We start from the raw sequence: 24,668 nt of genomic DNA on the forward strand, positions 1-24,668 counted from the left end.
CATGAGCACCGCACAAGGTCGGCTCCGCATCGCCATTCAGAAATCCGGCCGTCTGGCCGACCGCTCGCTGGACCTGATCCGCGATGCGGGCCTGAAATGGGTCAAGGGTCACAACGAACTGCTGTATCGCGTCGAGAACTATCCCATCGACCTGATCCGCGTGCGCGATGACGACATCCCCACCTTCGTCGCCGATGGCGTATGCGATCTGGGCATTGTCGGCGAGAACGTCCTCGAAGAAGGCCGTAATGGCGGCCCCAATGCCGAGGTGGTCATGCCGCTGGGCTTTGGCCGCTGCACGCTGAAACTGGCCACCTTGCCGGGCATAGACTGGCAGGGCCCGCAATCGCTGCAAGGCCAGCGCATTGCCACCTCCTATCCCAATATCCTGAAGCGCTATCTGGCGGGTGAAGGGGTCAAGGCCGATGTCGTGCTGATGCGTGGTGCCGTTGAGGTTGCCCCGCGCATGAAGCTGGCCACCGGTATCTGCGATCTGGTTTCGACCGGTGCCACGCTGGAAGCCAACGGCCTTGTGGCTCGCGACACCGTGTTTGAATCACAGGCCGTCCTGATCAAATCGCCCACACCGCCCGAGGCGGAACTGGCCGATCTGCTGGACAGCATCATGGAGCGTATGAGCGGCGTTATCGCCTCTTCGGGTGCAAAATATGTGATGATGAACGCCCCGCGTTCCGCACTGGACGACATCATCGCCATCCTGCCGGGGGCCGGATCGCCCACCATTATGCCGCTGGCGGGCCGTGACGATGCCGTGGCGCTTCACGCCGTGTGTCAGGAAGCTGTATTCTGGGAAACGCTGGAAAAGCTGAAGGCCGTCGGGGCCTCGGCCATCCTTGTCCTGCCCATTGAGAAGATGATGTGATGAAGACGTTTGAATGGTCCCAACTGGATGCCGCCCAAAAGCGCGAGGCACTGGCCCGTCCGGCCAACCGCGTCGCCGCCGATGTGACGGATGTGGTGCGCCAGATCATGGATGACGTCGCCGCACGCGGTGGTGCCGCCGTAACCGACTGGTGCCTCAAGCTGGACGGTGCCCCGCCGCGCCGCATCGCGATCAATAACGAGACGCTGAACGCCGCCCGCGATCTGCTGGCCCCTGCCGATACCCGCGCCATCCGTATCGCAGCCGAAAATATCCGCGTCTTCCATCAGGCGACCAAGCCGTCGGATACAGACCTGATCGAAACCACCAAGGGCGTACGCTCCAAGCTGGCATGGCGCACCATCAGAACAGCGGGCATCTATGTTCCGGGTGGCACGGCCCCCCTGTTCTCGTCCCTGTTGATGCAGGCCATTCCGGCGCAGGTGGCCGGTGTGGCCACCCGCATCGTCGTGACCCCGCCCTCCAAGGATGGAGGCGTCCACCCCGCCATGATTATTGCCGCCGCCGAGGCGGGCCTTGAGGCCATCTGGGCCATGGGCGGGGCACAGGCCATCGCCGCCATGACCTATGGTGTCGAACTGGAAGATGGCATTATTCCGCGCTGCGACAAGCTGTTCGGGCCGGGCAATGCCTATGTGGCCGAGGCCAAAAAACAGGCCGCTGCCCTGCCTTCCGGTCCGGCCATCGACATGCCCGCCGGTCCGTCCGAACTGATGGTGGTGGCCGATAGCGCCGCCGATCCGATCATCGCCGCCGCCGACCTGCTGGGTCAGGCCGAGCACGATACCGACGCACAGGTTATTCTGGTCGCCACATCCAAATCCGCCCTCAACGCCATTATCGAAGAGGTCGAAGACCAGATCACCACCCTGCCCCGCGCAGAGATTGCCCGCGCCTCGCTAGCCAATGCCCGCGGCATCCTTGCTCGGGACCGCGAGACGATACTGGAGGTCATCAACCTCTACGCCCCCGAACACCTTGCCCTGCAAACCGAGGATGCCGGTGATCTGGTGGACGGGATCGAAGCTGCCGGTGCCATCTTTGTCGGGGCATGGGCCGCAGAAACCCTCGGCGATTACGCCGCCGGTCCCAGCCACGTCCTGCCCACCGATGGCAGCGCCCGCGCCCTTGGCGGTATCACCACCGCCAGCTTCATGACCTCGATGTCGGTGCAATATGTCAACGAGGAAGGCGCGCACACCCTTGCCCCCGTGGCCGCACGCCTTGCCCGCCTCGAAGGGTTGGAAGCCCACGCCCGCGCCGCAGATTACAGGTGTGAAGAATGAGCCTGCCCGCACCCTTTCCTCCGCTCGTATCGGGTGCCGAGGGCCTGGACGCCTATCCGGCCAGTCCTGCGGCTCTGGCCGCGCGTATGGCCGAGATCTATGGCGTTGATCCCGAACAGGTTCTGCCTGTTCGCGGTCTGACCCACGCGCTGGAACTGGTGTGGCGTCTGGCGGCCCGTGACGGTGGCTCGGTCGAAGCCCCCAAGGCCGAGCCTTACTTGCGCCTGTCAGCCATCTATCCGGCCAAGGGTGATGCGATGGCTGTCATCGCCCGCGCCGTAGGATCGCTCGAGGCTATTACCGAAATGGCCGCCCGCGTCGCCCCCGCCCTGCTGGTGGTGGACGAAGGCATGATCGAGTTTTCGGATGCCACCTCGGCCGTCACGGTCATTAAAGACACGCCCAACCTCGTCGTGCTTCGCAGCCTGTCACTGGCCTATGGTCTGGCCGGTGCGCGTGTCGGGGCCGCCATTGCCCAACCGCAAATCCTCGCCCGCCTTGAAAGCGTGCTGGAACCCTATGCCCTGCCCGCCCCGCTGGTGAAGCTGGCGCAGCAGGTGCTGGACCCGTCGCGCATGCTGGAAGGCCATGAACGTATCGCCACGGTCCGTCGCGAACGCGAACGCCTCGTGCGCGAACTGTCGCGCCTCATGCCCGTCGATAACGGCATAGGTCCGATCATCATCGCCCGCCCCGCCGATATCGACAGCGCACTGGCCGCGTTGAAAACATACGGCATCAGTGCCGATGTGTCCGAAGAGCGCCTGCGTCTGCCGGTGTCCCTCAAGAGCGACGTCAATGACCGCCTTCTGGCTGCCTTCGGCCTGACGCCCGCCAACAAACGCGCACCCCGTACCGGCCAATCTGTGCGTGATACCCACGAGACCCGTATCGTCTGCGCCGTGAACCTTGATGAAACCGGTCCTGTAAAGATCGAAACCGGCATCGGCTTCTTTGACCACATGCTGGAACAGATCGCCGCCCATGGCGGGTTTTCGCTGCGCCTCAAATGCGAGGGCGATCTCCACACCGATCCGCACCACACCATCGAAGACAGCGCCATTGCTCTGGGCCAAGCCCTGAAACAGGCACTGGGCGAACGCAAGGGCATCCAGCGTTACGGCTTTGTCCTGCCGATGGACGAAGCCAATGCGGTTGTCTCCATCGACCTGTCGGGCCGTCCCTTCCCTGTCTTCGAAGGCACGTTCGATACGCCCTATCTGGGTGACTATCGCACCGACATGACCGCCCACGTCTTCCGCTCGCTGGCCGAACACCTCGGGGCCGCCGTCCACATCAAGGTCACCGGCACCGACGACCACCACAAGACCGAGGCCTGCTATAAGGGTTTTGGCCGCGCGCTGCGTCAGGCCATCCGCATCGAGGGCGACGCCATCCCGTCCACCAAGGGCGTGCTGTAATGGACGTGACCCTGATCGGTTATGGCGCGGGCAATATCGCCTCGGTGCGTTTTGCGCTGGAGCGGCTGGGTGCGCGGGTGCGCATCACCGACGATCCGGCAGATGTGCCCGAGGCCGAGCGTGTCATCCTGCCCGGTGTCGGGGCGGCGGGCTATGCCATGAAACAGCTCAACGCCCTCGGGCTGACGGATGCGCTGCGGGCCTTCGAGCGTCCCTTGCTGGGCGTCTGCCTTGGCCAGCAGCTTTTGTTCGAGACATCCGACGAAGACGGCGGTGCCGACATGCTGGGTCTGATCGACGGCCGCGTTACCCCCGTCATATCCGGCCCCTCGCGTCCCTCCCCCCATATGGGATGGAGCCGCCTGCATATCCGCCGCGATGACCCGTTAATGCAGGGCGTCGAGGCCGGAGAATGGGTCTATTTCGTGCATAGCTTCGTCTGCCCCGATGGTCCGGCCACCGTCGCCTATGCCGATTACGGCCAGACCGTTCCCGCCGTTGTGAACAGCGGCAATCGCTGGGGCTGCCAATTCCACCCCGAGCGTTCGGCCAAGACCGGCGCGCGTATCCTCAAAAACTTCCTCGAGTTACCGGCATGATCATCTACCCCGCCATCGACCTGAAAGACGGCTTTGCGGTGCGCCTGCTGCACGGTGATTTCAATCAGGTCACCCGCTACGACGACAACCCCGCCCACCGCCTCGCCGCCTTTGCTGCCGAGGGTGCGCAATGGGTCCATATTGTCGATCTCGACGGTGCCAAGGCCGGCGCGGCCCAGCAATATGAGCTGGTCGGCGAAATGGCCCGTGCCGTGGATATCAAAATCCAGTGCGGCGGCGGGGTCCGTACCGAGGACGATATCAAACACCTGCTGGACAATGGCGTCACCCGCGTCGTTGTCGGCTCTCTGGCCGTCACCCAGACCGATCAGGTTCTGGCATGGCTGGACCAGTTCGGCTCCGAAGCCATCACTCTGGCCCTCGATGTCAAATACGAGGACGGCCTGCCCGTGCCCGCCCTGAAGGGCTGGACCCAGTCGGCCGGTGTCGATCTGTGGACCGTGCTGGACCGCTATCCGTCCAGCCTGCTGACCCATGTTCTGATGACCGATGTCAGCCGTGACGGTGCCTTGACCGGTGCCAATATCGACCTGCTGAGCGAGGCCGTACAACGCCGCCCCGATCTAAAGATACAGGCCTCGGGCGGCGTCGCCACCCTTGAGGACCTGACCGCCGCCAAGGCCATCGGCTGTGACGGTGCCATCACCGGCCGCGCCCTCTATGAAGGCCGTTTCACGGTGACCGAAGCCCTGAAAGCGGTCCAATGACCCTGTTTTTCAGCAAGGATGCGGTCCAATGACCGCCAGGCGCATCATCCCCTGCCTCGACGTGAAAGACGGTCGCGTCGTCAAGGGCGTGCGCTTTGAAGGTCACGTCGATATGGGCGATGCCGCAGAGCTTGCCGCCCGTTATCGTGACGAGGGCGCGGACGAGCTGGTCTTTTACGACATCACCGCCAGTCCCGAAGGCCGCACCCTTGATTATTCATGGGTGCAGGACATTGCCCGCCTTTTGGACATCCCCTTCTGTGTCGCGGGCGGTATCCGCACTGTCGAACAGGCCGCCCGCTGTCTGGACCACGGGGCTGACAAGGTGTCGATCAACTCGCCCGCTCTGGAACGGCCCGAACTGATTACCGAAATGGCCGAGCGACTGGGCCGTCAGTGCGTCGTCGTCGGCGTCGACAGCGCCTTTCAGGATGGCGAATGGAAGGTCCACAAATATACTGGCGATCCCGATGCCCGACGCGGCGCGGGCAAGCGGACACTGGACTGGATTCTGGAAGCCCAGAGCCTGGGCGCAGGCGAGATCGTGCTGAACTGCATCGATCAGGACGGCGTGCGTAAAGGCTATGACATTGCCCAACTGTCTGCGGTGCGCGAGCGCCTGACCATTCCATTGGTGGCGTCGGGCGGCGCAGGCGCGATGGAGCATTTCCTGTCGGCCTTCAAGGATGCCGACGTTTCAGGTGCCTTGGCCGCCAGCGTCTTCCACTCGGGAGCCATCGCCATTCCCGACCTGAAAACCTATCTGGATGCCCATGGCATAGAGGTGCGGATATGACCGCTGTGACTGTCGATTTCGATATCGAAACCATCGACTTTGCCAAGGGCGACGGCCTGATCCCCGCCGTGGTTCAGGATGCCGACACACTTCAGGTCCTGACCCTCGCCTATATGGACAAGGCGGCGCTTGCCGAAACCATAGACAGCGGACAGGCCACCTTCTTCTCGCGCTCGCGCGGCGGGCGATGGCGCAAGGGGGAAACCTCGGGCGATTTCCTCAATGTCGTGTCGGTCACGCCCGATTGCGATGCCGATGCCGTAGTGCTCAAGGTCCGCCCCGTCGGCAATGCCTGCCACCTGAACCGCGTCTCTTGTTTTGGTGACGAAGTGGCCCCCGGTGTCGGTCAACTGGCGAAACTGGAACGCACCATTGCTATCCGTGCCGCCGCCGATCCTCAAGAAAGCTGGACCGCCCGCCTGATGCAGCAAGGCATCAAACGCATTGCCCAGAAGGTCGGTGAAGAAGGCGTTGAAACCGCTCTGGCCGCGACCGCCGGTCCCGACGCGGAAGTCGCCAGTGAATCAGCCGACCTGATCTATCACCTTCTGGTCCTGCTTCAGGCGCGCGGCATGAAACTTAAGGATGTCATCGACGTTCTGAAATCGCGTGAAAAGTAACCCTTTCGAGTAACGAACTGTCATATCCCCAGTAGTAACATGGCTGTGCTTTGCTTTTTTATGTTGCGCTGAATATGCCAACCGCCCTGCGAACAGCCTGTTCGCCTTGGAGAGATACACATGTCGCGATTTATCCGTCCTGTACTGGCCGCGTGCCTGGTCCTCGCACCGGTAGCGACCGCTCAGGCTCAGGATTGGCGTGGCACGCCGGTATTCGGTCAGACCCGACTGAGCGGCGGCTTCACACCGGATCCCCACACCGTGCAAATGACCGCTGGCGGCAATAATGACGCCGGCCAACTGGGCGGCGGTCGCTGCGCCGGTATGATCGGCAATAATCCGGACTATGTGCTGCGTTACTCGGCCACCGACATGCCGCTCTATATCCGCAGCAATTCGGATTCCGACACCACGCTGGTCGTGCGCGATCCGCAAGGTTCCTGGCAGTGCGATGACGACACCAACGGCCTGAGCCCGGAACTGTCCTTCCCGCGCCCGCAATCGGGTACCTATCACATCTGGGTCGGCACCTATGGCAATGAGCGCGCACGCGCCACGCTGGAAATCTCGGAACTATCGGATTCGGGCACCTATGCCTCGGGTGGCCAGATCGATCTGAGCCTCGATTCCAATTTCGGCGGCGTGACCCTGCGCAGCGGCTTCCGCCCCGATCCGCACAATATCGAGATTGTGGCCGGTGGCAGTGTGCCGATCTCCTCGGTGGATGACAGCTGCCCCGGTTCGGTGTCCTCGGCACCGGACTATTCGGTGACCTATACGGGCAACCGCAACGCGCCGCTGGTCTTCACCTTCGTCAGCGATGATGACGCCGTGCTGCTTATCAACGGGCCGGACGGTGAATGGACCTGCGACGACGACAGCGACGGCAATCTGGACCCGCGCGTCTCCTATCGCCGCGCCCAGAGCGGCACCTACGACATCTGGGTCGGCACGGTTGGCGGCCAAATGGCCAACGGCACCCTGTCAGTTTCGGAAATCAACTAAGCCTGTATTTCCAAGCAAGATGAAGCGCCCCGCACCTTTCCGGTACGGGGCGTTTTTCTTTGCCTTAAATATCTCGGATCACTCAAACTTCACGGATGTGTGAACTGAATCTGCTCCTTCGCGTTTACCTATCTCCACACCCCTTGCGAGGAGTTCCAAATGCGTAAAATTGTACTTGCTGCGATTTCTGTTGCTGCCCTGACCGGTCTGGCCGCTTGCCAGAACGCGGCCGAAAAAGAAGCCGACGCCAAGGCCGATGCCGTAGAGGCTCAGGCCGATGTGGCCGTGACCCAGCTTGAAAATCAGGCTGATGCCGCCTCCACCAATGCCGCTCAGGAATCGCTTGATGCCCAGGCCGATGCTGTGGGCAAGGCTGCCGAAAAACAGGCCGACGCCATTCGTGACAGCGCGACCCCCGCACCGGCCCCGGCTCCGGCTACCCCCAGCCACTAAGCTGATGTGATCTGCCCAAAACCCCGCTGGCTCTGTCGGCGGGGTTCTTCTTTTGCAAGCAGACCGGCCTTGGCTATGGTGAAGGTTCGCAAGGTTTGATGGAGTGTTTCGTGCTGATGGATATCCCCCCACCCCCGCAAACCTCGCCTTCCGAAATCGCCCGGCTCGAAGAGATTGTCGTCACAGCGGCCCGCTTGCGCCCGCAACAGGCCCAGCTCGCCTTTGACCACACCCTGTTGCTGGCTCAGGACTTGGCGAACGCACCGCGTGTCGATCAGGCCCTGCGCCAAATCCCCGCCGTCACCCTGTTTCGCCGCGCCGACAGTCTGGCCGCCAACCCGACCACCCAAGGCCTGTCCCTTCGCGCCATAGCCCCGACGGGGGCCGGTCGCGCCTTGGTGACGCTGGACGGGGTGCCGATAAACGATCCCTTTGGCGGCTGGGTCATCTGGGGACAGATCACGCCCGAAAGCCTTGAAGCCATTGATGTCATGCGCGGCGCGGGCTCCGGCCCCTATGGCGCAGGGGCACTGACGGGCACGATTGCCCTGCGCGAAAGCGACCGCCCTCAGGGCATGGCCGACCTGTCGGTGGCCAGCCGTGGCGGACTACGCGCCGCCGCCAGCACCCGTCTTGAACATGGCCGGTTCGGGCTGACCGTTTCCGGCAACCACGAAACCAGCGACGGCTATGTGCCGGTGCGCGGCCTTCAATCCGGCCCTGCCGATGTGCCGATGGACCTGAAGCTTGAAAGCCTGTCCGGTCGTCTGGACTATGCTGTCGGTGACGAGACCAGCCTGTCGCTGCGGGCCGCAAGCTGGGAAGAAGACCGCGGATCGGGCCTTGGCCGCAACCGTGCCAATGCGTCGGGAAACAGCGTCTCGGCCACCTTGTCCAAACAGGCCACCCAAGGGCCATCGTGGCGCATCCAGTTGTGGGAGAACCACAGCAACCTGTTCAACACGTCCGGTGCGGTCTCGCCAGACCGCACCACCGTCACGCCCGCCAATGAGCAATACCGCACCCCAGCCCGCGGTCGCGGGGCCAATGTCGCGATTCGCAACACGCTGGCCCTGAACGGCCTGCTGGAATGGGAGATCGGTCTTGATGCCCGCTTTAACGAGGGCCAGACGCAGGAAATGTTCCGCTATATGGGCGGTGTCTTTACGCGCGGGCGCATGGCGGGCGGCGAGACCTCGGTCATTGGCGGCTATGTCGATGCCTCATGGCTTAACGGGCCATGGATTGTCGCCGGTGGCCTGCGCCTCGACGAATGGAAGAATGAGAACGGCTTCCGGTTTGAAAATGACCTGCAAACGGGGGCCACCACCCTTGATGAAAACGATCCCGCCCGCAGCGACAAGGTCGTCAGCGCCCGCTTGGGGGTTCGCCGTGCCTTGGGGGCCAATAGCTGGCTGCGCGCCTCGGCCTATTCCGGCTTCCGTCCCGCCACCCTCAACGAGCTTCACCGTCCGTTCCGCGTCGGCAACGACCTGACCGAAGCCAATGCGGGGCTGATACCGGAAACCCTGCAAGGCATCGAAATGGAGTGGGGCCATAGGGGTGATCGCCACAGCCTGTCGGCCACCCTGTTCCGCAATATGATCGACGACGTTGTGGTCAACGTCACCCTCGCCGAGGGGCCGGGCACCTTCCCGCGTGCGGGCTTTGTGCCGGCAGGCGGCGTGTTGCGCCAGCGCCAGAATGCCGGATCGGTTTCGGCCACGGGTCTGGAACTGGCAGGCCGTTATGAGGCCAGCGACACCCTTGACCTCAAGGCCGCACTGGCATGGACGGATGCCGAAATGGACGGCGGCATGCTGGCCCCGCAACTGACCGGCCTTCGTCCCGCACAGGCCCCCGAATGGAGCGCCAATATCGGGGCGGACTGGCAGATGACACCCAGCCTCTCCTTGTCGGCCAATGCCCGTTATGAATCGGCCCGTTTCGACGATGATCTAAACAGCCGTCCCCTCAAGGCCGCATGGACCATCGACACCCGCGCCCAGTGGCAGGTCCTGTCCCATGCCGCCCTGTGGATCGCCGCCGACAACCTGCTGGACGAGGATATCGAGACCGCGATGACCGGCACCGGCATTGCCGGATATACCGCCCCGCGCACGGTACGGGCCGGTGTGCGCCTGACCTATTAAGAGCATAAAAATAGCCCCGCAGCCGAAGCTGCGGGGCCAAGGATCATAAGCCCAGACGGCTTAACGGTTACGGATGAAGGTGCGGATGTCGTTCGACAATTTACGCAGATCATCCTCGCGGACGTACATCATGTGTCCGGATTCATAGTAGTGCCACTCGATACGGCCATCGGTCGGGAAGCCCGGACGGTTCAGCGAGTATTCCGCCCCGAAGAACGGCGTGGCCATGTCGTAATAGCCCTGCCCCACAAAGACGCGCAGGGCGCTGTTCTCGCGCAGGGCCTTACCGATGTAAGGCGCTACGTTCAGATACTCGGCACCACCGCGCCCGGCGGAGGGAAGCGTCCAGTCCCAGCTACGCGTGCCGCCGATCGAGGAATAGACCACGTCCGGCGAGTATTTCAGTGTCTCGCGCACCCAGCTGTTCATCGCCGCCGTATAGGCACCATCGATGCCGTAGAAGCTCGGATCATTGTCCGGGCGCTCGCCGCCATTGTCGTAATCGACGCCGGTATAGCGGGTGTCCAGACGCCCAACAGACAGGCCACGGTCACGCAACAGCTCTTTATAGAAGCGGCTGGGCGACAGGCGCAGATTGACCTGATCGAGATAGGTTTCCGAAATGCCGGTATAACGCGCCAGTTGCGGCAGGATGGCTGCACGCTCCTGAGCGGTCAGGTCATTGCCCTTCAACAGGGCCGAAGCATACGGACCAATGGCAAAGGCACGGGCCTCGGCCGCAAAGGCTTCCACCGTCGCCGGACGGTTCGGCACCTTGTTGTGGTACCAGGCCGTCGCCGCATAGGACGGCAGGTTGGTGACAAAGCCCAGCTCATTGCCCTGAACATTGGCGGCCTGACTGAAGTCGAGGATCGACGAGATCAGCAGGATGCCGTTGATGGACACATCCGTATAAGTGCCCTCCAGCTCGTTGATGACTGCCGCCGAACGGGTGGTGCCATAGCTTTCACCACCGATAAATTTCGGTGCGTTCCAGCGGCCATGCTCGTTCAGCCACAGACGGATGAAGTCCGCCATCGACTTGGCGTCCTGCGTCACGCCCCAGTATTTGGCCGGATCCGTATCGCCCAGTGCGCGGCTGAAGCCTGTACCGACCGGATCGATAAAGACGATGTCGGTGACATCCAACAGCGACTCGGTGTTGTCGATCATCGGGAACGGTGCGGCACCGTCATCGCGGGCATCCGACGGCACAACAACGCGCTTGGGACCAAAGGCACCCATCTGCAGCCACAGCGAACCCGAACCCGGACCACCATTCCACAGGAAGGTCACCGGACGGTTCGGATCGGTCGGACCTTCCTTGATGTAGCTATAGGAGGTGATGGCCGCGAGCGGCTTGCCGTCCTTGTCCTTCAGATAGGTCTCGCCCGCAATGGCGCGATAGGCAATGCGCTGACCGCCGAACACGCCCGTATGGCGCGTGGTCGAAACCACCGGCGGCGGAATATTATGCGAGGGACGCTCGCGCGAGGCGGCTCCCTCGCTGCGCGCGTCGCCCGAAGCCTGACTTTGGCCTTGGGCCATCGCAGGCCCCGCCAGCAACAACGCCGAGACGGCGGCAATAACCAGTTTCTTCAAGTTGAAGCCCCTCATACACATCCGCACTCCCCTCGAGCGCGTGGTGCCTAAGGCAGCACCATAGTGAAATGTGGCGGCAATCCAGTCCGAATGTAAACCAGCGATATAACGAAAGGGTCAGATAAAATCGGTCCAATCCTCGAGGTTCACCGAAGATTATCCGAAAAGGGGACCTAAACCCCTATGGCCCACAGAGCCACCATTCCAGACACGCGAAAAAGGCTCTTGCTCAGAGCTGTACGTCAGAATGTCTGGATAAGAGGAAATGGTGGACACGACAGGGATTGAACCTGTGACCCCCTCGATGTCAACGAGGTGCTCTCCCGCTGAGCTACGCGTCCGCCTTTTCAGCGACCCATCAAGTTGCCTTGGTGGGCGGGAAGGCCCGTCGTATAGCCCCCGTTTTACGACTTCCGCAAGTGGTTTTTTCGGCCTTTTCCGTTATTTTTCAAATCACGCCGCAATCATACGGTCAACTTCGTCCACGAGGTCTTTCAAATGGACGGGTTTGGCCAGGACCTTGGCCTGCGGCGACGCCTGGGCTGCGGTCAGGGCCACAGCGGCGAAACCGCTGATGAACATGATTTTCATGGCCGGATCGCGGGCACTGGCGGTGCGGGCCACCTCGATACCGTCCGCCCCCGGCATAACAATATCGGTCAACAGCAGATCGAAATCGTGCACCTCCAGTGCATCGATCGCATCGTCGCCATTTTCGCAATCGATCACATCGTGACCGGCCCGCTCAAGCGCCCGCTTGAGAAAGCCGCGCAGGGAATAATCATCTTCGGCCAGAAGAATTCGCGCCATGAGTGGTTCCGGTGACCCATTGAATCAGTTGCTGGACTTTCGTCTAACACCGACGCGTAAACCACGCATGAAGGGAAACAGCAAAGGCGACGTCAGACGCCAAACATTGTATGTCGTGCCATGGCCTTCAACTCGTCCCCTGCTGCGGATACCGACACAGATGCGATGCCCGCATCCTACGAGGTCCGGCCAGCGTCCAAGCCGGACATTGCGGGCCTGATCTTTGCCTCTCCCCATTCCGGCGACTTCTATCCCGCCGATATGGATTGCGTGGCTGACAAGGCCACGGTGCAGGCGGTTGAGGACGCCGCCATGGACCGGTTGATCGCCAGCGGCACAGACCACGGGGCAGCCCTTCTGATTGCCCGATACGGGCGCGCCTATATAGATCTGAACCGCGCTGAAACCGATCTGGACCCCAGCCTGATCATCGACTGCCCGCCGCTGGAGCCATCGCCAAAGACACTGGCGGGCTATGGCGTGCTGCACCGGTTGGCCAGCGACAGACAGCCTCTATATCAGCGCCGCCTGACTTTCCTTGAGGCCAGCGCACGGCTTGATCGCGTCTATCGCCCCTATCATACCGCCCTTGCCGGGCTGATGACACAGGCGAGAGAACAGCACGGACAGGCCCTGCTGATCGACTGGCACTCCATGCCCCAAAGAGCCACCGGCGCGAACGGTCCCGATATTATTCTGGGGGACCGTCACGGTACCAGTTGCGATGTGTTTTGGACCCGCACACTACGCGCCCTGTGCGAGGCGCAGGGCTGGCGCGTCGGTTTGAACCGCCCCTATGCGGGAGGCTATGCCACCCAAGAGTGGGGTCGCCCCGAAGACGGGTTCCATGCCCTGCAAATCGAGGTCAATCGCCGCCTGTACTGGAACGAGGCCCACCATCAGCCCGCTATCGGCTGGAAGCGCTGTCACACAGCATTGAAACGGGTCATCGCCGAGCTGGGCCGCATCCATGCCGGAACCCTCGGCGGCGCATAATCTGACCCTAGGTCAACCTGAATTCAGCTAAAAAAAAGCCGCGCCAGAACCGGCGCGGCTATAAAAGTCTATAGGGAGGAAACGCCCAGGAAGGGCGAGACGCCCGAAAGCGTCGAAGAACAAGTTAGGTTGCAGTGCACAAAATATCAAGCCTCGGATTCACGGCTTTGTTTCACACCCTGTTTCAAACCCTGTAATAATTGAGCGAATTCGTTACATTCCGGCGTTATTTCGCTGAATTGCACAACAGCATTCGACCAAGGTCTAGGGACGCTCCAACAAGCGGCGGGCCGCGCGAACCGCACGGGCCGATGGCGATGCCGACTGGCGCCACAATAACAGGCTGGTCACCATGATGACCGCCAGCAACAACCACAGCGATCCAAACATCCAGACCGCCGCCGCAAGGGCGAAATAATAGCCCCGTTCACCCCGGTTGAACGAAGACAGGGCCGGATTGAGCACCTTGCCCACAGCCGCCCCGTAGGATGCGCGATCGGCTTCCTCGTGCACTTCGGGCGCCGCGCCGATCAGGGCCACCGTATAGTTGAGCTGTCGCAGCGCCCAGATAAAGTCCAGAAGTCCCCGCGCCAGACAAAGCAGGATCAGGGCCAGCTTGCCCTCCATCACCTTGATAGTCGTCACTTCAGCGCCCAGAGCGGCGATATTGCGCAAGGCGACATCCCCGCCGAACAACACGCCCGCCACCGCCGCAATCAGCAGCAGGTTGGTCGAAGCAAAGAATGAGGCCGACGAAATTGTGTGCCCCATAAGCTGGGCATCCACCAACCGCATCTGGCGATTGGTCATGGCGTTCATCCAGCTGTTGCGCACCGTCAGCATATCGGTGTTCAAAGTGCCGCCGCGCCGCGCCAACGCACCCAGCACCGGATCATAGCCCAGCCAGGCCACAAGAAAGACGACAAGAGCGACCCAATCCAGAACCGACATCGACGTCAAACCCTCCCGAACACCATTGCCGCACACACAACCAAGCCGTGACGCTTGCCGTCGGCCCGCGCAAAGCTTATCACGCCCGCCAACATCTTTCGCATCTGCAATAGAGCACAAATATGAACATCGACGCCATTCCGGTTGGTAAGGACGCCCCGTGGGACGTTAACGCCATCATCGAAATCTCGGCTGGCGGCTCGCCGGTCAAGTACGAGATGGATAAGGAATCGGGCGCTCTGTACGTCGACCGCTTCCTGTCGACCCCGATGATCTATCCGGCCAATTATGGCTTCATCCCGCACACCCTGTCGGACGATGGCGACCCCTGCGACGTGCTGGTCCTGACCCCGTATCCGGTGGTCCCGGGCAGCGTCCTGCGTTCGCGTCCGATCGGCGTGCTGATCATGACCGACGAAGCCGGTGGCGACGAGAAGATCCTGTGCGTGCCGGTCGACAAGATGAGCCCGTTCTATTCGGACATTAAGTCATACGAGCAACTGCCGGCCATCCAGCTGCAGCAGATCGAGCACTTCTTCACCCGCTACAAGGATCTGGAGAAGGGCAAGTTCGTCAAGATCGACCGTTGGGGTTCGGCTCAGGAAGCCGCTGACCTGATCGTTGCCGGTCAGGCCGCGCATCAGGCCAAGCTGGCCGCCAAGTAAGCGACCGCTAAAAACGATCTGGGGCGCATCCGGCAACGGCTGCGCCCTTTTTCTTGGCCGTTACAGCGGCCACACGCTAAAGAAGCCTGACTAGGGAGAATACCGCCATGATGACCGCCATCTTCGTCTTCATCAAATGCGAGCTGGGCTATGCCAATGACGTGGCCGCCGATCTGGTGGACAATGTCGAGAACGTCAGCGAGGTCTATTCCACCTCGGGCCAGCATGACCTTCTGGCCAAGTTCCACCTGCCCAAGGATGCCGATATCGGCACCTTCGTCACCAAACAGGTCCAGACCCGTCCGCATATCCGCGACACGTTTACGGTCATCACCTTCTCGCCCTTCCTGCCCACGAAGGGGTGATCGCACGGTTTGATCTAGACCGTAGCCAATCGAAACCCATGTGATAACGTCGATCCCGAAGATGGCCCGCAGAGGCCATACCGAAGGGGAAACGTGCCTATGAGTGATCCGGAAACCTTCCGCCTCGAAGTGCGGAACTGGCTGGAAGCGAACTGCCCACCCGAAGTACGCGGGCTGGTCGAATCTGAAAATGATCTGATCTGGGGTGGCCGCAACGCCACCTTCAAAACCCCCGCCCACAAGGCGTGGATGGATGCCATGGGGGCCAAGGGCTGGACTGCCCCCGAATGGCCCGCCGAATATGGCGGCGGTGGCCTGACCCGCGAACAGGCCAAGATTTTGCAATCCGAGCTTCTCCGCATCAAGGCCCAGCCAGCCCTCAGCAGCTTTGGCATCTGGATGCTTGGCCCTGCCCTTTTGGCCTTCGGCACTGAAGAGCAGAAAAAGAAATACCTGCCCCCTATCGTGCGCGGCGAAATCCGCTGGTGTCAGGGCTATTCGGAACCGGGATCGGGTTCGGACCTCGCCTCGCTCCAAACCCGCGCCGAGGATATGGGCGACCACTGGATCGTCAACGGCCAGAAAATCTGGACCTCCTATGCCGACAAGGCCGACTGGATCTTCTGTCTGGTCCGTACCGACCCGTCAAACAAGCATCGCGGCATCAGCTTTGTCCTGTTCGACATGGAAACGCCGGGTGTCTCGACACGCCCCATCACGCTGATTTCCGGCAAGTCGCCCTTCTGCGAGACCTTCTTCGACAATGTCCGCGTCGAGAAGGAAAACCTCGTCGGTGAACTGAACCGCGGCTGGGACGTCGCCAAATACCTGCTGGCCCACGAACGCACCATGATCGGGGCCATGGGCGAAGGCATGGGCCGCCCGCTGGGCGAGATCGCCCGTGATTCCATCGGCACCGACGATCAGGGTCGTATCGATGATCCGATGCTGCGCGCCCGCATCACCGAATGGGACATGGATGCCGCTGCCTTCAAGCTGGCCATGGACAGTGCCGTGGATCGCATGAAGGCCGGTCAGGCCCATCCGGCATTGGCCTCGATGCTGAAATATTACGGCTCTGAGCTGAACAAGCGCAAATACGAGTTGTTGATGGCCGCGGGCGGCATCGACGCGCTGGAATGGGAAAGCGAGCGCTCGCACGAGGGCGATACCGCCCGCAGCTGGTTACGCACCAAGGCCAACTCCATCGAGGGCGGCACCACCGAGGTGCAGCTCAACATCATCGCCAAACACCTTCTCAACCTGCCGGGAGCATAAAGACCATGGCTTTGATCCTGACAGACGAACAGGTGATGCTGAAAGATGCCGTGGACGGCTTTCTTGGCGAGCACGCCCCGATCAAACATTTGCGCCAGTTGCGCGACAGCCATGATGCCGACGGCCTCTCTCGCACCCTGTGGCAGCAGTTCGGCGAAATGGGCTTTGCCGGTGTGCTGATTGACGAAGAACATGGCGGCTCCGGCCTCGGTGCTGTCGAGGCGGGCGTGATTGCCGAAAGCCTTGGCCGCACCCTGCCCCCCTCGCCCTTCTTCGGCAGCGCGGTCCTCTCGGCCAGTATTTTGCAAAACGCCGGATCGGACGCGCAGAAGTTTTGGCTGTCCAAGATCGCAGCGGGCGAGGCCATTGTCTCTCTGGCTGTCGATGAAGGGGCCAAACACGCCCCGCACCGCATAGAGACCCGCGCGGAACGCAGCGGTAACGGCTTCAAACTGAACGGAGCCAAGGCGCTGGTGCTGGACGGCCACGTCGCCGATGCCCTGATTGTTGCCGCGCAAACCGATGAGGGCCTCAGCCTGTTCCTCGTTGATCCCAAAACAGACGGGATCAATATCGAGCGGACCGTCATGGTCGATGCCCATAATGCCGCCCGCATTACCTTGAAGGATGTCGAGGTCGATGCCGACGCCCTGATCGGCGAGGTCGGTTCCGGCCAGCCGGTGCTGGACAGGGCCCTGTCACTGGGCCGCGCCTGTGCCGCAGCGGGCCTGAACGGCGCGGGCGATCAGGCCTTTGCCATCACGCTCGACTATCTGAAAACCCGCCAGCAGTTCGGCAAGCTGATCGGCGAGTTCCAAGCCCTGCAACACCGCGCCGCCCATCTCTATACCGAGCTGGAACTGGCCAAGGCCGCAACCCTCGGTGCCCTGCAAGCTATCGACGAGGGCAAGGAAACAGCTGGCCTGTCTGCCTCTGTCGCCAAGGCCAAGGCCGGTCGCGTGGCCGAACTGGCCGTTCAGGAAGGCGTGCAGATGCATGGCGGCGTCGGCATGACCGACGAGTTCGACATCGGTCTCTATATGAAGCGGGTCAGGGTGCTGAACGAGACGCTGGGCGACAGCCATTTCCACGCCGAGCAACTGGCCCGCGCTCGCAACTATTAGGGCCAGTCTTGCCAAGGGCCGACCGCTGCGTAAGGCTGGGATTATGAGCGACACCCCGTCATCCGATCCTGCCGCGCGCCGGTCGCGCCCCTTTGTACGCGGCAGACTGGAATGTCCGCCCGTCGCCAATGCCAGTGTGCCGGGTTTCAAGAATATCCGCCTGTGTACCGACAGTGCCGAGGCCGGTCTCGTTAGCGCCGCCGACCACCTGTCCCTGCCCCGATCGGGCTGGGCCTCGGGACGCTATGACATTCTGGCCCTGTCAGGCGGTGCCGCAGATGGGGCCTATGGTGCCGGGGCCATCACGGGGTGGAGCGAGACCGGCACCCGCCCCGAATTCGCCCTCGTGACCGGCGTCAGCACAGGGGCCCTGATCGCCCCCCTCGCCTTTCTGGGCCCGCAATGGGACCACAAGCTGAAAGAGGCCTATACGGGCGGCCATGCCCAAAGCCTGCTCAGCCCGCGCCGTGTCGCGGCACCTTTTAGCGGCGGCCTCATCAGCAGTCGCTCGCTGGACGAGTTGATCGCCCCTTTCATTGATGCCGAACTGATAAAGGCGGTCGCCGCCGAACATGCACGCGGGCGCAGGCTACTGGTCACCACCACCGATCTGGACCGTCAGGAACCCAGCGTCTGGGACATGGGTGCCATTGCCAGTCATGGTGGCGAGGCGGCGCTGAACCTGTTCCGCGATGTTCTGGTCGCCTCGGCCAGCCTGCCGGGTATCTTCAGCCCCCGCCGCATCATCACCGAGCATGAAGGTCAGCGCTATGAGGAGATGCACGTCGATGGCGGCGTCGCCTCGCCTCTGTTTCTGATGCCCACGGCCCTGATGCAGTGGCAAAATCTGGGGCGTCGCCTGAAGGGCGGACGGGTGCATGTGTTGATCAATACTGTGCTGGATCCCGATCCACGCACCACCCCGCCCAATATTGCCGCCGTCCTAACCCGCAGCTTCGAGGCCATGCTGCGGTTTTCCTATCGTCAGGCGCTATCAACGGCGATCACCCTGTGCGCCGCGCGTGGCATCCCGCTAAAGCTGGCTTCCATCCCGCCCAGTGCCGAGCGGGGGCATGCCATGAATTTTGAAACCGCCGCCATGGCACGTCTGTTCGAAGCGGGACGCCAGCGCGCCGCCTCGGGCGAGCTGTGGACCACCGCCGTGGCCCCCACAGGGTTCGAGCGGTGGAAAGACAGCCTGCTTAAATAGGCGAGTTTAGCCTTCGGACGGTTTGGAAGGCTGGTCCTTGTTTTCCGCCGCGGCTTTGGCCGCCAACTTGGCCAGCACACGACCACGGCCCTTGGCCAGCGCATGGATCACACCACGGAAGGTGGCCACTTCCTGCTCGCTAAAGCTAGCGCGCCCCAACATGACCCGCAGGTTCTGGCTCATGGAGCGCTTCTTCTCGGGCGGGTGGAAGAAGCCGCCATTATCCAGCTCTGCCTCCAGATGCTCGTACATGCCGATCAGCAGCTCATTGGCCGCCGGTGGCTCTGCCTCGCGGAAACGCGGCGGCGGGGCATCGAGGATCAGGGTGCGCCACTCATAGGCATTGATCGCCACGGCCTGTGCCAGATTCAGTGACTGGTGGCGCGGATCGATCGGAATGGTGGTGATGCCCGCGCAAAGGGCAATATCCGAGGTCTCCAGTCCGGCACGCTCTCCGCCAAACAGCAGACCGCATTTCAGGCCCGATGCCGTCTCGTCATACAGGACGCGGGCACTCTCGCGCGGCGTGCGCACCGGCTGGCGTGTCTCGCGCGGACGGGCGGTGGTGGCGAACACCACGTTCAGGTCGCTGATGGCGTCGGCCACCGTATCGAACACCTTGATACCGTCCAGCACCCAGTCGGCACCGGACGCCGTCGCCCAGGCCCGTTCCTGCGGCCAGCCATCGCGCGGATTGACCAGACGCAGTTCCGACAGACCGAAATTGGCCATGACACGCGCCACCGAACCGATGTTGTCGGCCAGTTGCGAGCGGTCGAGAATGACGACCGGCGGCGTAAGGGGGCTGGGGGTGTGTTCGCTCATAGCCGCTTCCTTAAACGCGAAGACCGCCCCTGCGAAGGCAGGAGCGGTCCCGTTCATCATAATTGACGAAAGTTTCGTCCGATTTAGTCTTCGCCGACCAGAGCCACCCACGGATCGACGCTACCTGCCTCGACCTCGGCCACCTTGACCGCTGGCCAGCCGACGGCGGCCGTGCCCGACACATTCCACGCCGCCACCGTAAAGTCGCGGACCTGTTCGGCCCCTGCGGCCAGACGCTCGTTCACAAAGGCAATACCGCGCGGATCGGTGCCATCAAAGGCCCCGTCCTTCTCCATGCGATAGAAGGGAATAACCGTGCCCAGCGTGGTGTTCAAAAACGTACCGGTGCGGGCGCGAACATCAAAGCCTTCGACATTCAGCGGTGCCATTGCCGCCGATACCGTCGCCGGATTCAGGTTGCGCGAGGTAAAGGCCCCTTCAAACTGGCCGTGTGTGCGGCGCGAGGTCGTAAAGCCTTCGGGATTGGTTTCACCGCCCCAGCCATTGAAGTGGATGGTCGTGTGGTGCGGCTGGGACGCGTCGCCCAGATAGTGGCTGAGGACGCCGATATCGCGCAGGATCAGTTGTTCGCGGCGCAGGCGGTCGGCACGATACCATTCGCGCTTGGCCAGATCGGTTTCACGCGCTTCGGCAGCGTTCAGCACGCGCCAATAGGCAAAGTCGCGTTCCAGGTTTTGCCACGCATCCATGATCGCATAGGGCAGATAACCGGCCTTATCGACATCCAGACCCGCCTTGGTCAGGGCCGCATCATATTCCGACTTAAGGCGTGGCAACTGGTCCATCGTCATGCCGCGATGGTCCATCACACGGCCTGCATCATCCATGTCGACAAAGTGTGCCGTGTCGCGCTCGCGGTCGTGCGGTTGGCCCGCACCCTTCCAGCGGTCCGGCTCGCGCGAATATTCACCCACATCCGATGCAGCCCCCGGCGAACGCAGGAAGGCCGGCAGGGTGTCCGGCAGGGCGCGCATGGCGGTAACGCCGATCACGCGGTGCCCCGAAGCCCCCCAGGCCACGACCTGCGCGGCAGGCACAGCCACCAGCATCAGGGCGGCAGCGGCAGAAATCATCAGGTGCTTGGTGGATCGCATGGCGAACTCCGGTGGATAGGGTCAAATCGTGTGCTGATTTATCCCATTCGGACACAGCCCGCCACCGATGCGCTTCATACACCTGTGGTTGCGCTCGAAATTCGTCGATTAAAGAAACACCAAAGCCGAGAATATTTGCTCTTACGAACTGAAATCTTCGCAATAAAGCTTTCACAGACGCGTGATAAGAAAATTTACATGAGATGATTGCGGCAAAAAGATTAGCAATATCACTCAATACTGTATTCATTACCGCGCCCTATTCTGAACAGACGCGGCGATGTGCTGTTACAATGCCTAGTAAAATTGCGACCTTCCTCTCGATCAACTCATTTGACACGACTTTGACACATTTCGTCGTCAAAAGCGCTCTCGCCGGTGAGCGTGGTGCCGGTGCTGCTCATGTGAATTAGATGCTGAATACGGTCGCCGCTCTGGCCGCCCTGTGGGCCCTGTCGTTCGCTGCTACTGGCGGACCTGTCCCCTATGAGACTGTTGTTGCAAACGAAATTGCTCCCGCATCTCTCGCAGCCGAAGTTGACACCGAAGCCGTCGCCGCCGTCGAAAACGCGGTGCTCAGCGACGAACAGCAAGAACATATGAGCGCCGAAGCCGACTGGCGCGCCTCGGCCCGCCTCTATCACGCAGGTGGTGGTGGCGCGACCGGTAACGATTCTCTCGGTTGCCGCCCGATTGCCATGCGTACCGTCGCCACCGACCCGCGCGTTATTCCGCGCCGCACCCGCCTGTTCATCCGTGAGACCGTGGGCCTGCAAATGGCAGACGGTACCAAGCACGACGGCTACTGGTATGCTTCGGACACGGGCGGTGCCATCCGTGGCTCCAAGATCGACCTCTATACCGGCCATGGTCGCGGCTCGATGCGTCCGGCCATGCCGCTGAACATGAAGACCCTGACGGTTGTGGATGCCGGCGATTTCGAAGGTTGCCCGCCCGCCTGGGAAACCGCATCGAACTGATCGATACCAAGATACAAAAAAGGCCGCCGGAGCGATCCGGCGGCCTTTTTGTTTGTCTCGAAGCCACCGCTTAAGGGCGCTTTTTCAACTCGTCACGGATTTCAGCCAGCAGAGCCTCGGTAGCCGAGGGTGCAGCCGGTGCCTCTTCCTGCGTGCGACGCAGCTTGTTCACCACCTTGACCATCATGAAGATGACGAAGGCCACGATCAGGAACTGGATACAGGTGTTGATAAACGCACCGTATTCGATCACCGCCGGATCGCCCGTCGGGTTCGTCGGATTGACCGGCAGCGTGTATTTCAGGGCGGCAAAATCTACACCGCCAATCAGCCAGCCAATCGGCGGCATGACAATCTGGTCCACCAGGCTGGTAACGATCTTGCCGAAGGCCCCGCCGATGATGACACCGACAGCCAGATCGACAACGTTGCCGCGTGCGATGAATTCCTTGAATTCGCTACCAAGACTCATTGATTTGCTCCTTTAGGCGGGCGCGGCATCGACCGCACCAGAATCTGTTCCCCCTATAGGGAAGATCAGGCGTCGCCAGAAGCGTTCAGACGCACCCTTAGTTCCTTGCCGCTTTTGAAAAACGGTACGGCCTTGGCCGGAACTTCTACGGTTTCACCAGTGCGCGGGTTGCGGCCGGAACGGGCCGGACGGCTGCGTACAGAAAACGCGCCAAACCCCCGAAGCTCTACCCGCCCGCCCTCGGACAAGGCACCGGTCATTTGTCCAAGAATGACGTTTACCACGCGTTCGACTTCGGCATGCGTGAGATGGAGATTCTCTGCTGCCAGCTTCTCGATCAGTTCGGACTTGATCATACAGGCCCCCGTCTGTGTCTCGGCTGGCCCATTCGCCATCCTCGGTACAGCACCTAAACACCTGATGACCTTGGAAGAAAGAGGAAAATCGCATCTCAGATAACGATTTTCTGCGATTAACCTCTAAATCCGCTCCGTAAGCGCACGGCAAAGAAAAGGGCGACCGGATTGCTCCGGCCGCCCTCGTCATTTCCCGACTATGGCCTTGAGGGCCACAGCCTTGGTCGCTTCAGGACTTAGTCCTTCGAGGCGTTCTTCAGGGCTGCGCCCAGAATGTCGCCCAGCGAAGCGCCCGATTCCGACGAACCGAACTGCTCGATGGCTTCTTGCTCGTCCTTCATTTCGAGTGCCTTGACCGACACCGAGACGCGGCGCGTGGCCTTGTCAACGGCAGTGATCATAGCGTCGATACGATCGCCAACCGAGAAGCGTTCCGGACGCTGCTCGTTACGGTCGCGCGACAGGTCCGACTTGCGGATGAAGGCGGTGACCAGAGCGTCGTCTTCACCGAACTTGACTTCGATGCCGCCGGTTTCGATAGCCGAAACGGTGACGGTGATCTGTTGGCCACGCTTGTAGACGTCGCCTTCCATCGGGTCAGCGCCCAGTTGCTTGACGCCCAGCGAGACGCGTTCTTTCTCGATGTCGACATCAAGAACCTTGGCCTTGATGACTTCACCCTTGCGGTAACGCTGGATGGCTTCTTCGCCCGACACGTTCCAGTCCAGGTCCGACAGGTGGACCATGCCGTCGATGTCGTTGTCCAGGCCGACGAACAGGCCGAACTCGGTGGCGTTCTTGACTTCACCTTCGACGGTCGAACCGACCGGGTGAGCTTCAACGAAAGCTTCCCACGGGTTGGCTTGAGCTTGCTTCAGGCCCAGCGAGATACGGCGCTTGGCGCTGTCGACGTCCAGAACGATGACGTCCACTTCTTGCGAGGTGGAGACGATCTTGCCCGGGTGGACGTTCTTCTTGGTCCAGGACATTTCCGAAACGTGGACCAGACCTTCAACACCGGCTTCCAGCTCAACGAATGCGCCGTAGTCAGTGATGTTGGTGATGCGACCGGTGTACTTGGCGCCGACCGGGTACTTGGCTTCAACACCATCCCACGGATCCGACTGCAGTTGCTTCATGCCCAGCGAGATACGTTGGGTGTCCGGGTTGATCTTGACGATCTGGACCTTGACGGTGTCGCCAACAGCCAGGACTTGCGACGGATGCGACACGCGCTTCCACGACATGTCGGTGACGTGCAGCAGGCCGTCGATGCCGCCCAGGTCAACGAACGCACCGTAATCGGTGATGTTCTTGACGACGCCTTCACGGATTTCACCCTCGGCCAGCTGACCAACCAGCTCGGTGCGCTGTTCGGCGCGGGCTTCTTCCAGGATCGCACGGCGCGAAACAACGATGTTGCCGCGCGGACGGTCCATTTTCAGGATGGCGAACGGTTGTTCCTTGCCCATCAGCGGGGTGACGTCGCGAACCGGACGGATGTCGACTTGCGAACCCGGCAGGAAGGCCGAAGCGCCGCCCAGATCGACAGTGAAACCACCCTTGACGCGGCCGACGATAGCACCGTTGACCGGCTGACCTTCGGCGAAGACGGCTTCCAGACGGGTCCAGGCTTCTTCGCGGCGAGCCTTGTCGCGGCTGATGACGGCTTCACCCAGAGCGTTTTCAACGCGTTCCAGGTAAACTTCGACGTTGTCGCCGACCTTCGGAAGGACAGCGCCTTCGCCTTGACCGAATTCGCGCATGGCGATGCGGCCTTCGGTTTTCAGGCCAACGTCGATGATGACGATGTCTTTTTCGATGCCGACAACGCGACCGTGAACGACTTGGCCTTCGCCAAGATCGCGGCCTTGCAGTTGTTCGTCGAGCAGAGCGGCGAAATCATCGCGAGTGGGGTTAAAGGTATCGGTCATATGACTCTTGGGGTTGATGG

At 61.7% G+C, this 24,668-nt stretch carries 25 protein-coding genes and 1 tRNA gene; 17 read left to right on the forward strand and 9 right to left on the reverse strand.

Annotated features, from left to right (window positions below; all coding sequences use genetic code 11):
* Position 1 precedes the first annotated feature (1 nt).
* The 10 genes from hisG to FHS64_RS01510 all read left to right on the forward strand — a co-directional run bounded on the left by hisG (position 2) and on the right by FHS64_RS01510 (position 9,965).
* Positions 2 to 883, forward strand: a complete 882-nt coding sequence (gene hisG / locus FHS64_RS01465; protein ID WP_167174620.1) for an ATP phosphoribosyltransferase — start codon at positions 2 to 4, stop codon at positions 881 to 883.
* Complete coding sequence (hisD, locus tag FHS64_RS01470) at positions 883 to 2,190, forward strand: histidinol dehydrogenase (RefSeq protein ID WP_167174623.1); 1,308 nt, start codon at positions 883 to 885, stop codon at positions 2,188 to 2,190. The genes hisG and hisD overlap by 1 nt, the downstream gene beginning before the upstream one ends.
* Positions 2,187 to 3,611: an imidazoleglycerol-phosphate dehydratase HisB gene (gene hisB / locus FHS64_RS01475; protein WP_167174626.1), complete on the forward strand. Its 1,425-nt coding sequence runs from the start codon at positions 2,187 to 2,189 to the stop codon at positions 3,609 to 3,611. The genes hisD and hisB overlap by 4 nt, the downstream gene beginning before the upstream one ends.
* Positions 3,611 to 4,210: an imidazole glycerol phosphate synthase subunit HisH gene (gene hisH, locus FHS64_RS01480; RefSeq protein ID WP_167174629.1), complete on the forward strand. Its 600-nt coding sequence runs from the start codon at positions 3,611 to 3,613 to the stop codon at positions 4,208 to 4,210. Before hisB ends, hisH begins: the two co-directional genes overlap by 1 nt.
* A complete protein-coding gene (hisA, locus tag FHS64_RS01485; RefSeq protein WP_167174632.1) occupies positions 4,207 to 4,938 on the forward strand; it encodes a 1-(5-phosphoribosyl)-5-[(5-phosphoribosylamino)methylideneamino]imidazole-4-carboxamide isomerase in 732 nt (243 codons plus the stop codon). The genes hisH and hisA overlap by 4 nt, the downstream gene beginning before the upstream one ends.
* 28 nt (positions 4,939 to 4,966) lie before the next feature.
* On the forward strand, positions 4,967 to 5,734 hold the full coding sequence (gene hisF, locus FHS64_RS01490; protein ID WP_167174635.1) for an imidazole glycerol phosphate synthase subunit HisF: 768 nt from the start codon (positions 4,967 to 4,969) through the stop codon (positions 5,732 to 5,734).
* The gene (hisIE, locus tag FHS64_RS01495; RefSeq protein ID WP_167174638.1) at positions 5,731 to 6,354 is read left to right on the forward strand and encodes a bifunctional phosphoribosyl-AMP cyclohydrolase/phosphoribosyl-ATP diphosphatase HisIE; all 624 of its coding nucleotides are present in this window, start codon (positions 5,731 to 5,733) and stop codon (positions 6,352 to 6,354) included. The genes hisF and hisIE overlap by 4 nt, the downstream gene beginning before the upstream one ends.
* Before the next feature lie 120 nt (positions 6,355 to 6,474).
* Entirely contained in the window at positions 6,475 to 7,359 is an 885-nt protein-coding gene (locus FHS64_RS14180; RefSeq protein WP_208380515.1) for a hypothetical protein, read from the forward strand.
* 159 nt (positions 7,360 to 7,518) lie between these two features.
* On the forward strand, positions 7,519 to 7,812 hold the full coding sequence (locus tag FHS64_RS01505; protein ID WP_167174641.1) for a hypothetical protein: 294 nt from the start codon (positions 7,519 to 7,521) through the stop codon (positions 7,810 to 7,812).
* Positions 7,813 to 7,928: 116 nt separating this feature from the next.
* Positions 7,929 to 9,965 (forward strand): TonB-dependent receptor, encoded by a 2,037-nt coding sequence (locus FHS64_RS01510; protein WP_167174644.1) that lies wholly within the window; start codon positions 7,929 to 7,931, stop codon positions 9,963 to 9,965.
* 60 nt (positions 9,966 to 10,025) lie between these two features.
* Here the strand turns inward: FHS64_RS01510 and FHS64_RS01515 are convergent, their stop codons facing one another.
* From FHS64_RS01515 to cpdR, 3 genes are all read right to left on the reverse strand, one after another.
* Positions 10,026 to 11,567 (reverse strand): S10 family peptidase, encoded by a 1,542-nt coding sequence (locus FHS64_RS01515; protein WP_208380517.1) that lies wholly within the window; start codon positions 11,565 to 11,567, stop codon positions 10,026 to 10,028.
* A 266-nt stretch (positions 11,568 to 11,833) separates the two neighbouring features.
* Positions 11,834 to 11,908 (reverse strand) — tRNA-Val (locus FHS64_RS01520).
* 112 nt (positions 11,909 to 12,020) lie between these two features.
* Positions 12,021 to 12,377, reverse strand: a complete 357-nt coding sequence (gene cpdR / locus FHS64_RS01525) for a cell cycle two-component system response regulator CpdR (protein ID WP_167174653.1) — start codon at positions 12,375 to 12,377, stop codon at positions 12,021 to 12,023.
* A 120-nt stretch (positions 12,378 to 12,497) separates the two neighbouring features.
* On the opposite strand from cpdR, the gene FHS64_RS01530 reads away from it, so the two are divergent.
* Entirely contained in the window at positions 12,498 to 13,373 is an 876-nt protein-coding gene (locus FHS64_RS01530) for an N-formylglutamate amidohydrolase (RefSeq protein ID WP_243862663.1), read from the forward strand.
* A gap of 264 nt (positions 13,374 to 13,637) precedes the next feature.
* Here the strand turns inward: FHS64_RS01530 and FHS64_RS01535 are convergent, their stop codons facing one another.
* A complete protein-coding gene (locus FHS64_RS01535; protein ID WP_167174657.1) occupies positions 13,638 to 14,324 on the reverse strand; it encodes a DUF599 domain-containing protein in 687 nt (228 codons plus the stop codon).
* 122 nt (positions 14,325 to 14,446) lie between these two features.
* Between FHS64_RS01535 and ppa the strand changes: the two genes are divergently transcribed.
* From ppa to FHS64_RS01560, 5 genes are all read left to right on the forward strand, one after another.
* Positions 14,447 to 14,989, forward strand: coding sequence for an inorganic diphosphatase (gene ppa / locus FHS64_RS01540; protein ID WP_167174660.1), 543 nt, complete (start codon positions 14,447 to 14,449; stop codon positions 14,987 to 14,989).
* Between the two features lie 107 nt (positions 14,990 to 15,096).
* Positions 15,097 to 15,354 (forward strand): Lrp/AsnC ligand binding domain-containing protein, encoded by a 258-nt coding sequence (locus FHS64_RS01545; protein WP_167174663.1) that lies wholly within the window; start codon positions 15,097 to 15,099, stop codon positions 15,352 to 15,354.
* Positions 15,355 to 15,453: 99 nt separating this feature from the next.
* Entirely contained in the window at positions 15,454 to 16,632 is a 1,179-nt protein-coding gene (locus FHS64_RS01550; protein WP_167174666.1) for an acyl-CoA dehydrogenase family protein, read from the forward strand.
* Positions 16,633 to 16,637: 5 nt separating this feature from the next.
* Positions 16,638 to 17,756: an acyl-CoA dehydrogenase family protein gene (locus tag FHS64_RS01555; protein ID WP_167174669.1), complete on the forward strand. Its 1,119-nt coding sequence runs from the start codon at positions 16,638 to 16,640 to the stop codon at positions 17,754 to 17,756.
* Positions 17,757 to 17,799: 43 nt separating this feature from the next.
* Entirely contained in the window at positions 17,800 to 18,966 is a 1,167-nt protein-coding gene (locus FHS64_RS01560; RefSeq protein ID WP_167174672.1) for a patatin-like phospholipase family protein, read from the forward strand.
* 6 nt (positions 18,967 to 18,972) lie between these two features.
* Here the strand turns inward: FHS64_RS01560 and FHS64_RS01565 are convergent, their stop codons facing one another.
* Together FHS64_RS01565 and FHS64_RS01570 are read right to left on the reverse strand one after the other, a co-directional pair.
* A complete protein-coding gene (locus FHS64_RS01565) occupies positions 18,973 to 19,791 on the reverse strand; it encodes an RNA methyltransferase (RefSeq protein WP_167174675.1) in 819 nt (272 codons plus the stop codon).
* Positions 19,792 to 19,874: 83 nt separating this feature from the next.
* Entirely contained in the window at positions 19,875 to 20,906 is a 1,032-nt protein-coding gene (locus tag FHS64_RS01570) for a phospholipase C/P1 nuclease family protein (protein ID WP_243862664.1), read from the reverse strand.
* Positions 20,907 to 21,319: 413 nt separating this feature from the next.
* On the opposite strand from FHS64_RS01570, the gene FHS64_RS01575 reads away from it, so the two are divergent.
* Positions 21,320 to 21,886 (forward strand): 3D domain-containing protein, encoded by a 567-nt coding sequence (locus FHS64_RS01575; RefSeq protein ID WP_167174678.1) that lies wholly within the window; start codon positions 21,320 to 21,322, stop codon positions 21,884 to 21,886.
* Between the two features lie 70 nt (positions 21,887 to 21,956).
* Here FHS64_RS01575 and mscL read toward each other — a convergent pair whose 3' ends face one another.
* The 3 genes from mscL to rpsA form a co-directional block, all read right to left on the reverse strand.
* Positions 21,957 to 22,358, reverse strand: coding sequence for a large-conductance mechanosensitive channel protein MscL (gene mscL / locus FHS64_RS01580; protein ID WP_167174681.1), 402 nt, complete (start codon positions 22,356 to 22,358; stop codon positions 21,957 to 21,959).
* Positions 22,359 to 22,423: 65 nt separating this feature from the next.
* The gene (locus FHS64_RS01585; RefSeq protein ID WP_167174684.1) at positions 22,424 to 22,714 is read right to left on the reverse strand and encodes an integration host factor subunit beta; all 291 of its coding nucleotides are present in this window, start codon (positions 22,712 to 22,714) and stop codon (positions 22,424 to 22,426) included.
* A 236-nt stretch (positions 22,715 to 22,950) separates the two neighbouring features.
* Entirely contained in the window at positions 22,951 to 24,648 is a 1,698-nt protein-coding gene (rpsA, locus tag FHS64_RS01590; RefSeq protein ID WP_167174687.1) for a 30S ribosomal protein S1, read from the reverse strand.
* Positions 24,649 to 24,668 lie beyond the last annotated feature (20 nt).

This window comes from Brevundimonas terrae (genome assembly GCF_011761985.1).
GTDB classification, from domain to species: domain Bacteria; phylum Pseudomonadota; class Alphaproteobacteria; order Caulobacterales; family Caulobacteraceae; genus Brevundimonas; species Brevundimonas terrae.

Excerpts from the sequence above, each read along its gene's own strand:
- hisB (WP_167174626.1), top strand. The coding sequence starts at position 2,187 with ATGAGCCTGCCCGCACCCTTTCCTCCGCTCGTATCGGGTGCCGAGGGC.
- hisA (WP_167174632.1), top strand. The coding sequence starts at position 4,207 with ATGATCATCTACCCCGCCATCGACCTGAAAGACGGCTTTGCGGTGCGC.
- FHS64_RS14180 (WP_208380515.1), top strand. The coding sequence starts at position 6,475 with ATGTCGCGATTTATCCGTCCTGTACTGGCCGCGTGCCTGGTCCTCGCA.
- cpdR (WP_167174653.1), bottom strand. The coding sequence starts at position 12,377 with ATGGCGCGAATTCTTCTGGCCGAAGATGATTATTCCCTGCGCGGCTTT.
- FHS64_RS01545 (WP_167174663.1), top strand. The coding sequence starts at position 15,097 with ATGATGACCGCCATCTTCGTCTTCATCAAATGCGAGCTGGGCTATGCC.
- mscL (WP_167174681.1), bottom strand. The coding sequence starts at position 22,358 with ATGAGTCTTGGTAGCGAATTCAAGGAATTCATCGCACGCGGCAACGTT.
- hisIE (WP_167174638.1), top strand. The coding sequence starts at position 5,731 with ATGACCGCTGTGACTGTCGATTTCGATATCGAAACCATCGACTTTGCC.
- FHS64_RS01575 (WP_167174678.1), top strand. The coding sequence starts at position 21,320 with ATGCTGAATACGGTCGCCGCTCTGGCCGCCCTGTGGGCCCTGTCGTTC.
- FHS64_RS01555 (WP_167174669.1), top strand. The coding sequence starts at position 16,638 with ATGGCTTTGATCCTGACAGACGAACAGGTGATGCTGAAAGATGCCGTG.
- FHS64_RS01505 (WP_167174641.1), top strand. The coding sequence starts at position 7,519 with ATGCGTAAAATTGTACTTGCTGCGATTTCTGTTGCTGCCCTGACCGGT.
- hisF (WP_167174635.1), top strand. The coding sequence starts at position 4,967 with ATGACCGCCAGGCGCATCATCCCCTGCCTCGACGTGAAAGACGGTCGC.
- FHS64_RS01560 (WP_167174672.1), top strand. The coding sequence starts at position 17,800 with ATGAGCGACACCCCGTCATCCGATCCTGCCGCGCGCCGGTCGCGCCCC.
- FHS64_RS01585 (WP_167174684.1), bottom strand. The coding sequence starts at position 22,714 with ATGATCAAGTCCGAACTGATCGAGAAGCTGGCAGCAGAGAATCTCCAT.
- hisH (WP_167174629.1), top strand. The coding sequence starts at position 3,611 with ATGGACGTGACCCTGATCGGTTATGGCGCGGGCAATATCGCCTCGGTG.
- FHS64_RS01530 (WP_243862663.1), top strand. The coding sequence starts at position 12,498 with ATGGCCTTCAACTCGTCCCCTGCTGCGGATACCGACACAGATGCGATG.
- hisG (WP_167174620.1), top strand. The coding sequence starts at position 2 with ATGAGCACCGCACAAGGTCGGCTCCGCATCGCCATTCAGAAATCCGGC.
- FHS64_RS01535 (WP_167174657.1), bottom strand. The coding sequence starts at position 14,324 with ATGTCGGTTCTGGATTGGGTCGCTCTTGTCGTCTTTCTTGTGGCCTGG.
- FHS64_RS01550 (WP_167174666.1), top strand. The coding sequence starts at position 15,454 with ATGAGTGATCCGGAAACCTTCCGCCTCGAAGTGCGGAACTGGCTGGAA.
- hisD (WP_167174623.1), top strand. The coding sequence starts at position 883 with ATGAAGACGTTTGAATGGTCCCAACTGGATGCCGCCCAAAAGCGCGAG.
- rpsA (WP_167174687.1), bottom strand. The coding sequence starts at position 24,648 with ATGACCGATACCTTTAACCCCACTCGCGATGATTTCGCCGCTCTGCTC.
- FHS64_RS01565 (WP_167174675.1), bottom strand. The coding sequence starts at position 19,791 with ATGAGCGAACACACCCCCAGCCCCCTTACGCCGCCGGTCGTCATTCTC.
- FHS64_RS01570 (WP_243862664.1), bottom strand. The coding sequence starts at position 20,906 with ATGCGATCCACCAAGCACCTGATGATTTCTGCCGCTGCCGCCCTGATG.
- FHS64_RS01510 (WP_167174644.1), top strand. The coding sequence starts at position 7,929 with ATGGATATCCCCCCACCCCCGCAAACCTCGCCTTCCGAAATCGCCCGG.
- ppa (WP_167174660.1), top strand. The coding sequence starts at position 14,447 with ATGAACATCGACGCCATTCCGGTTGGTAAGGACGCCCCGTGGGACGTT.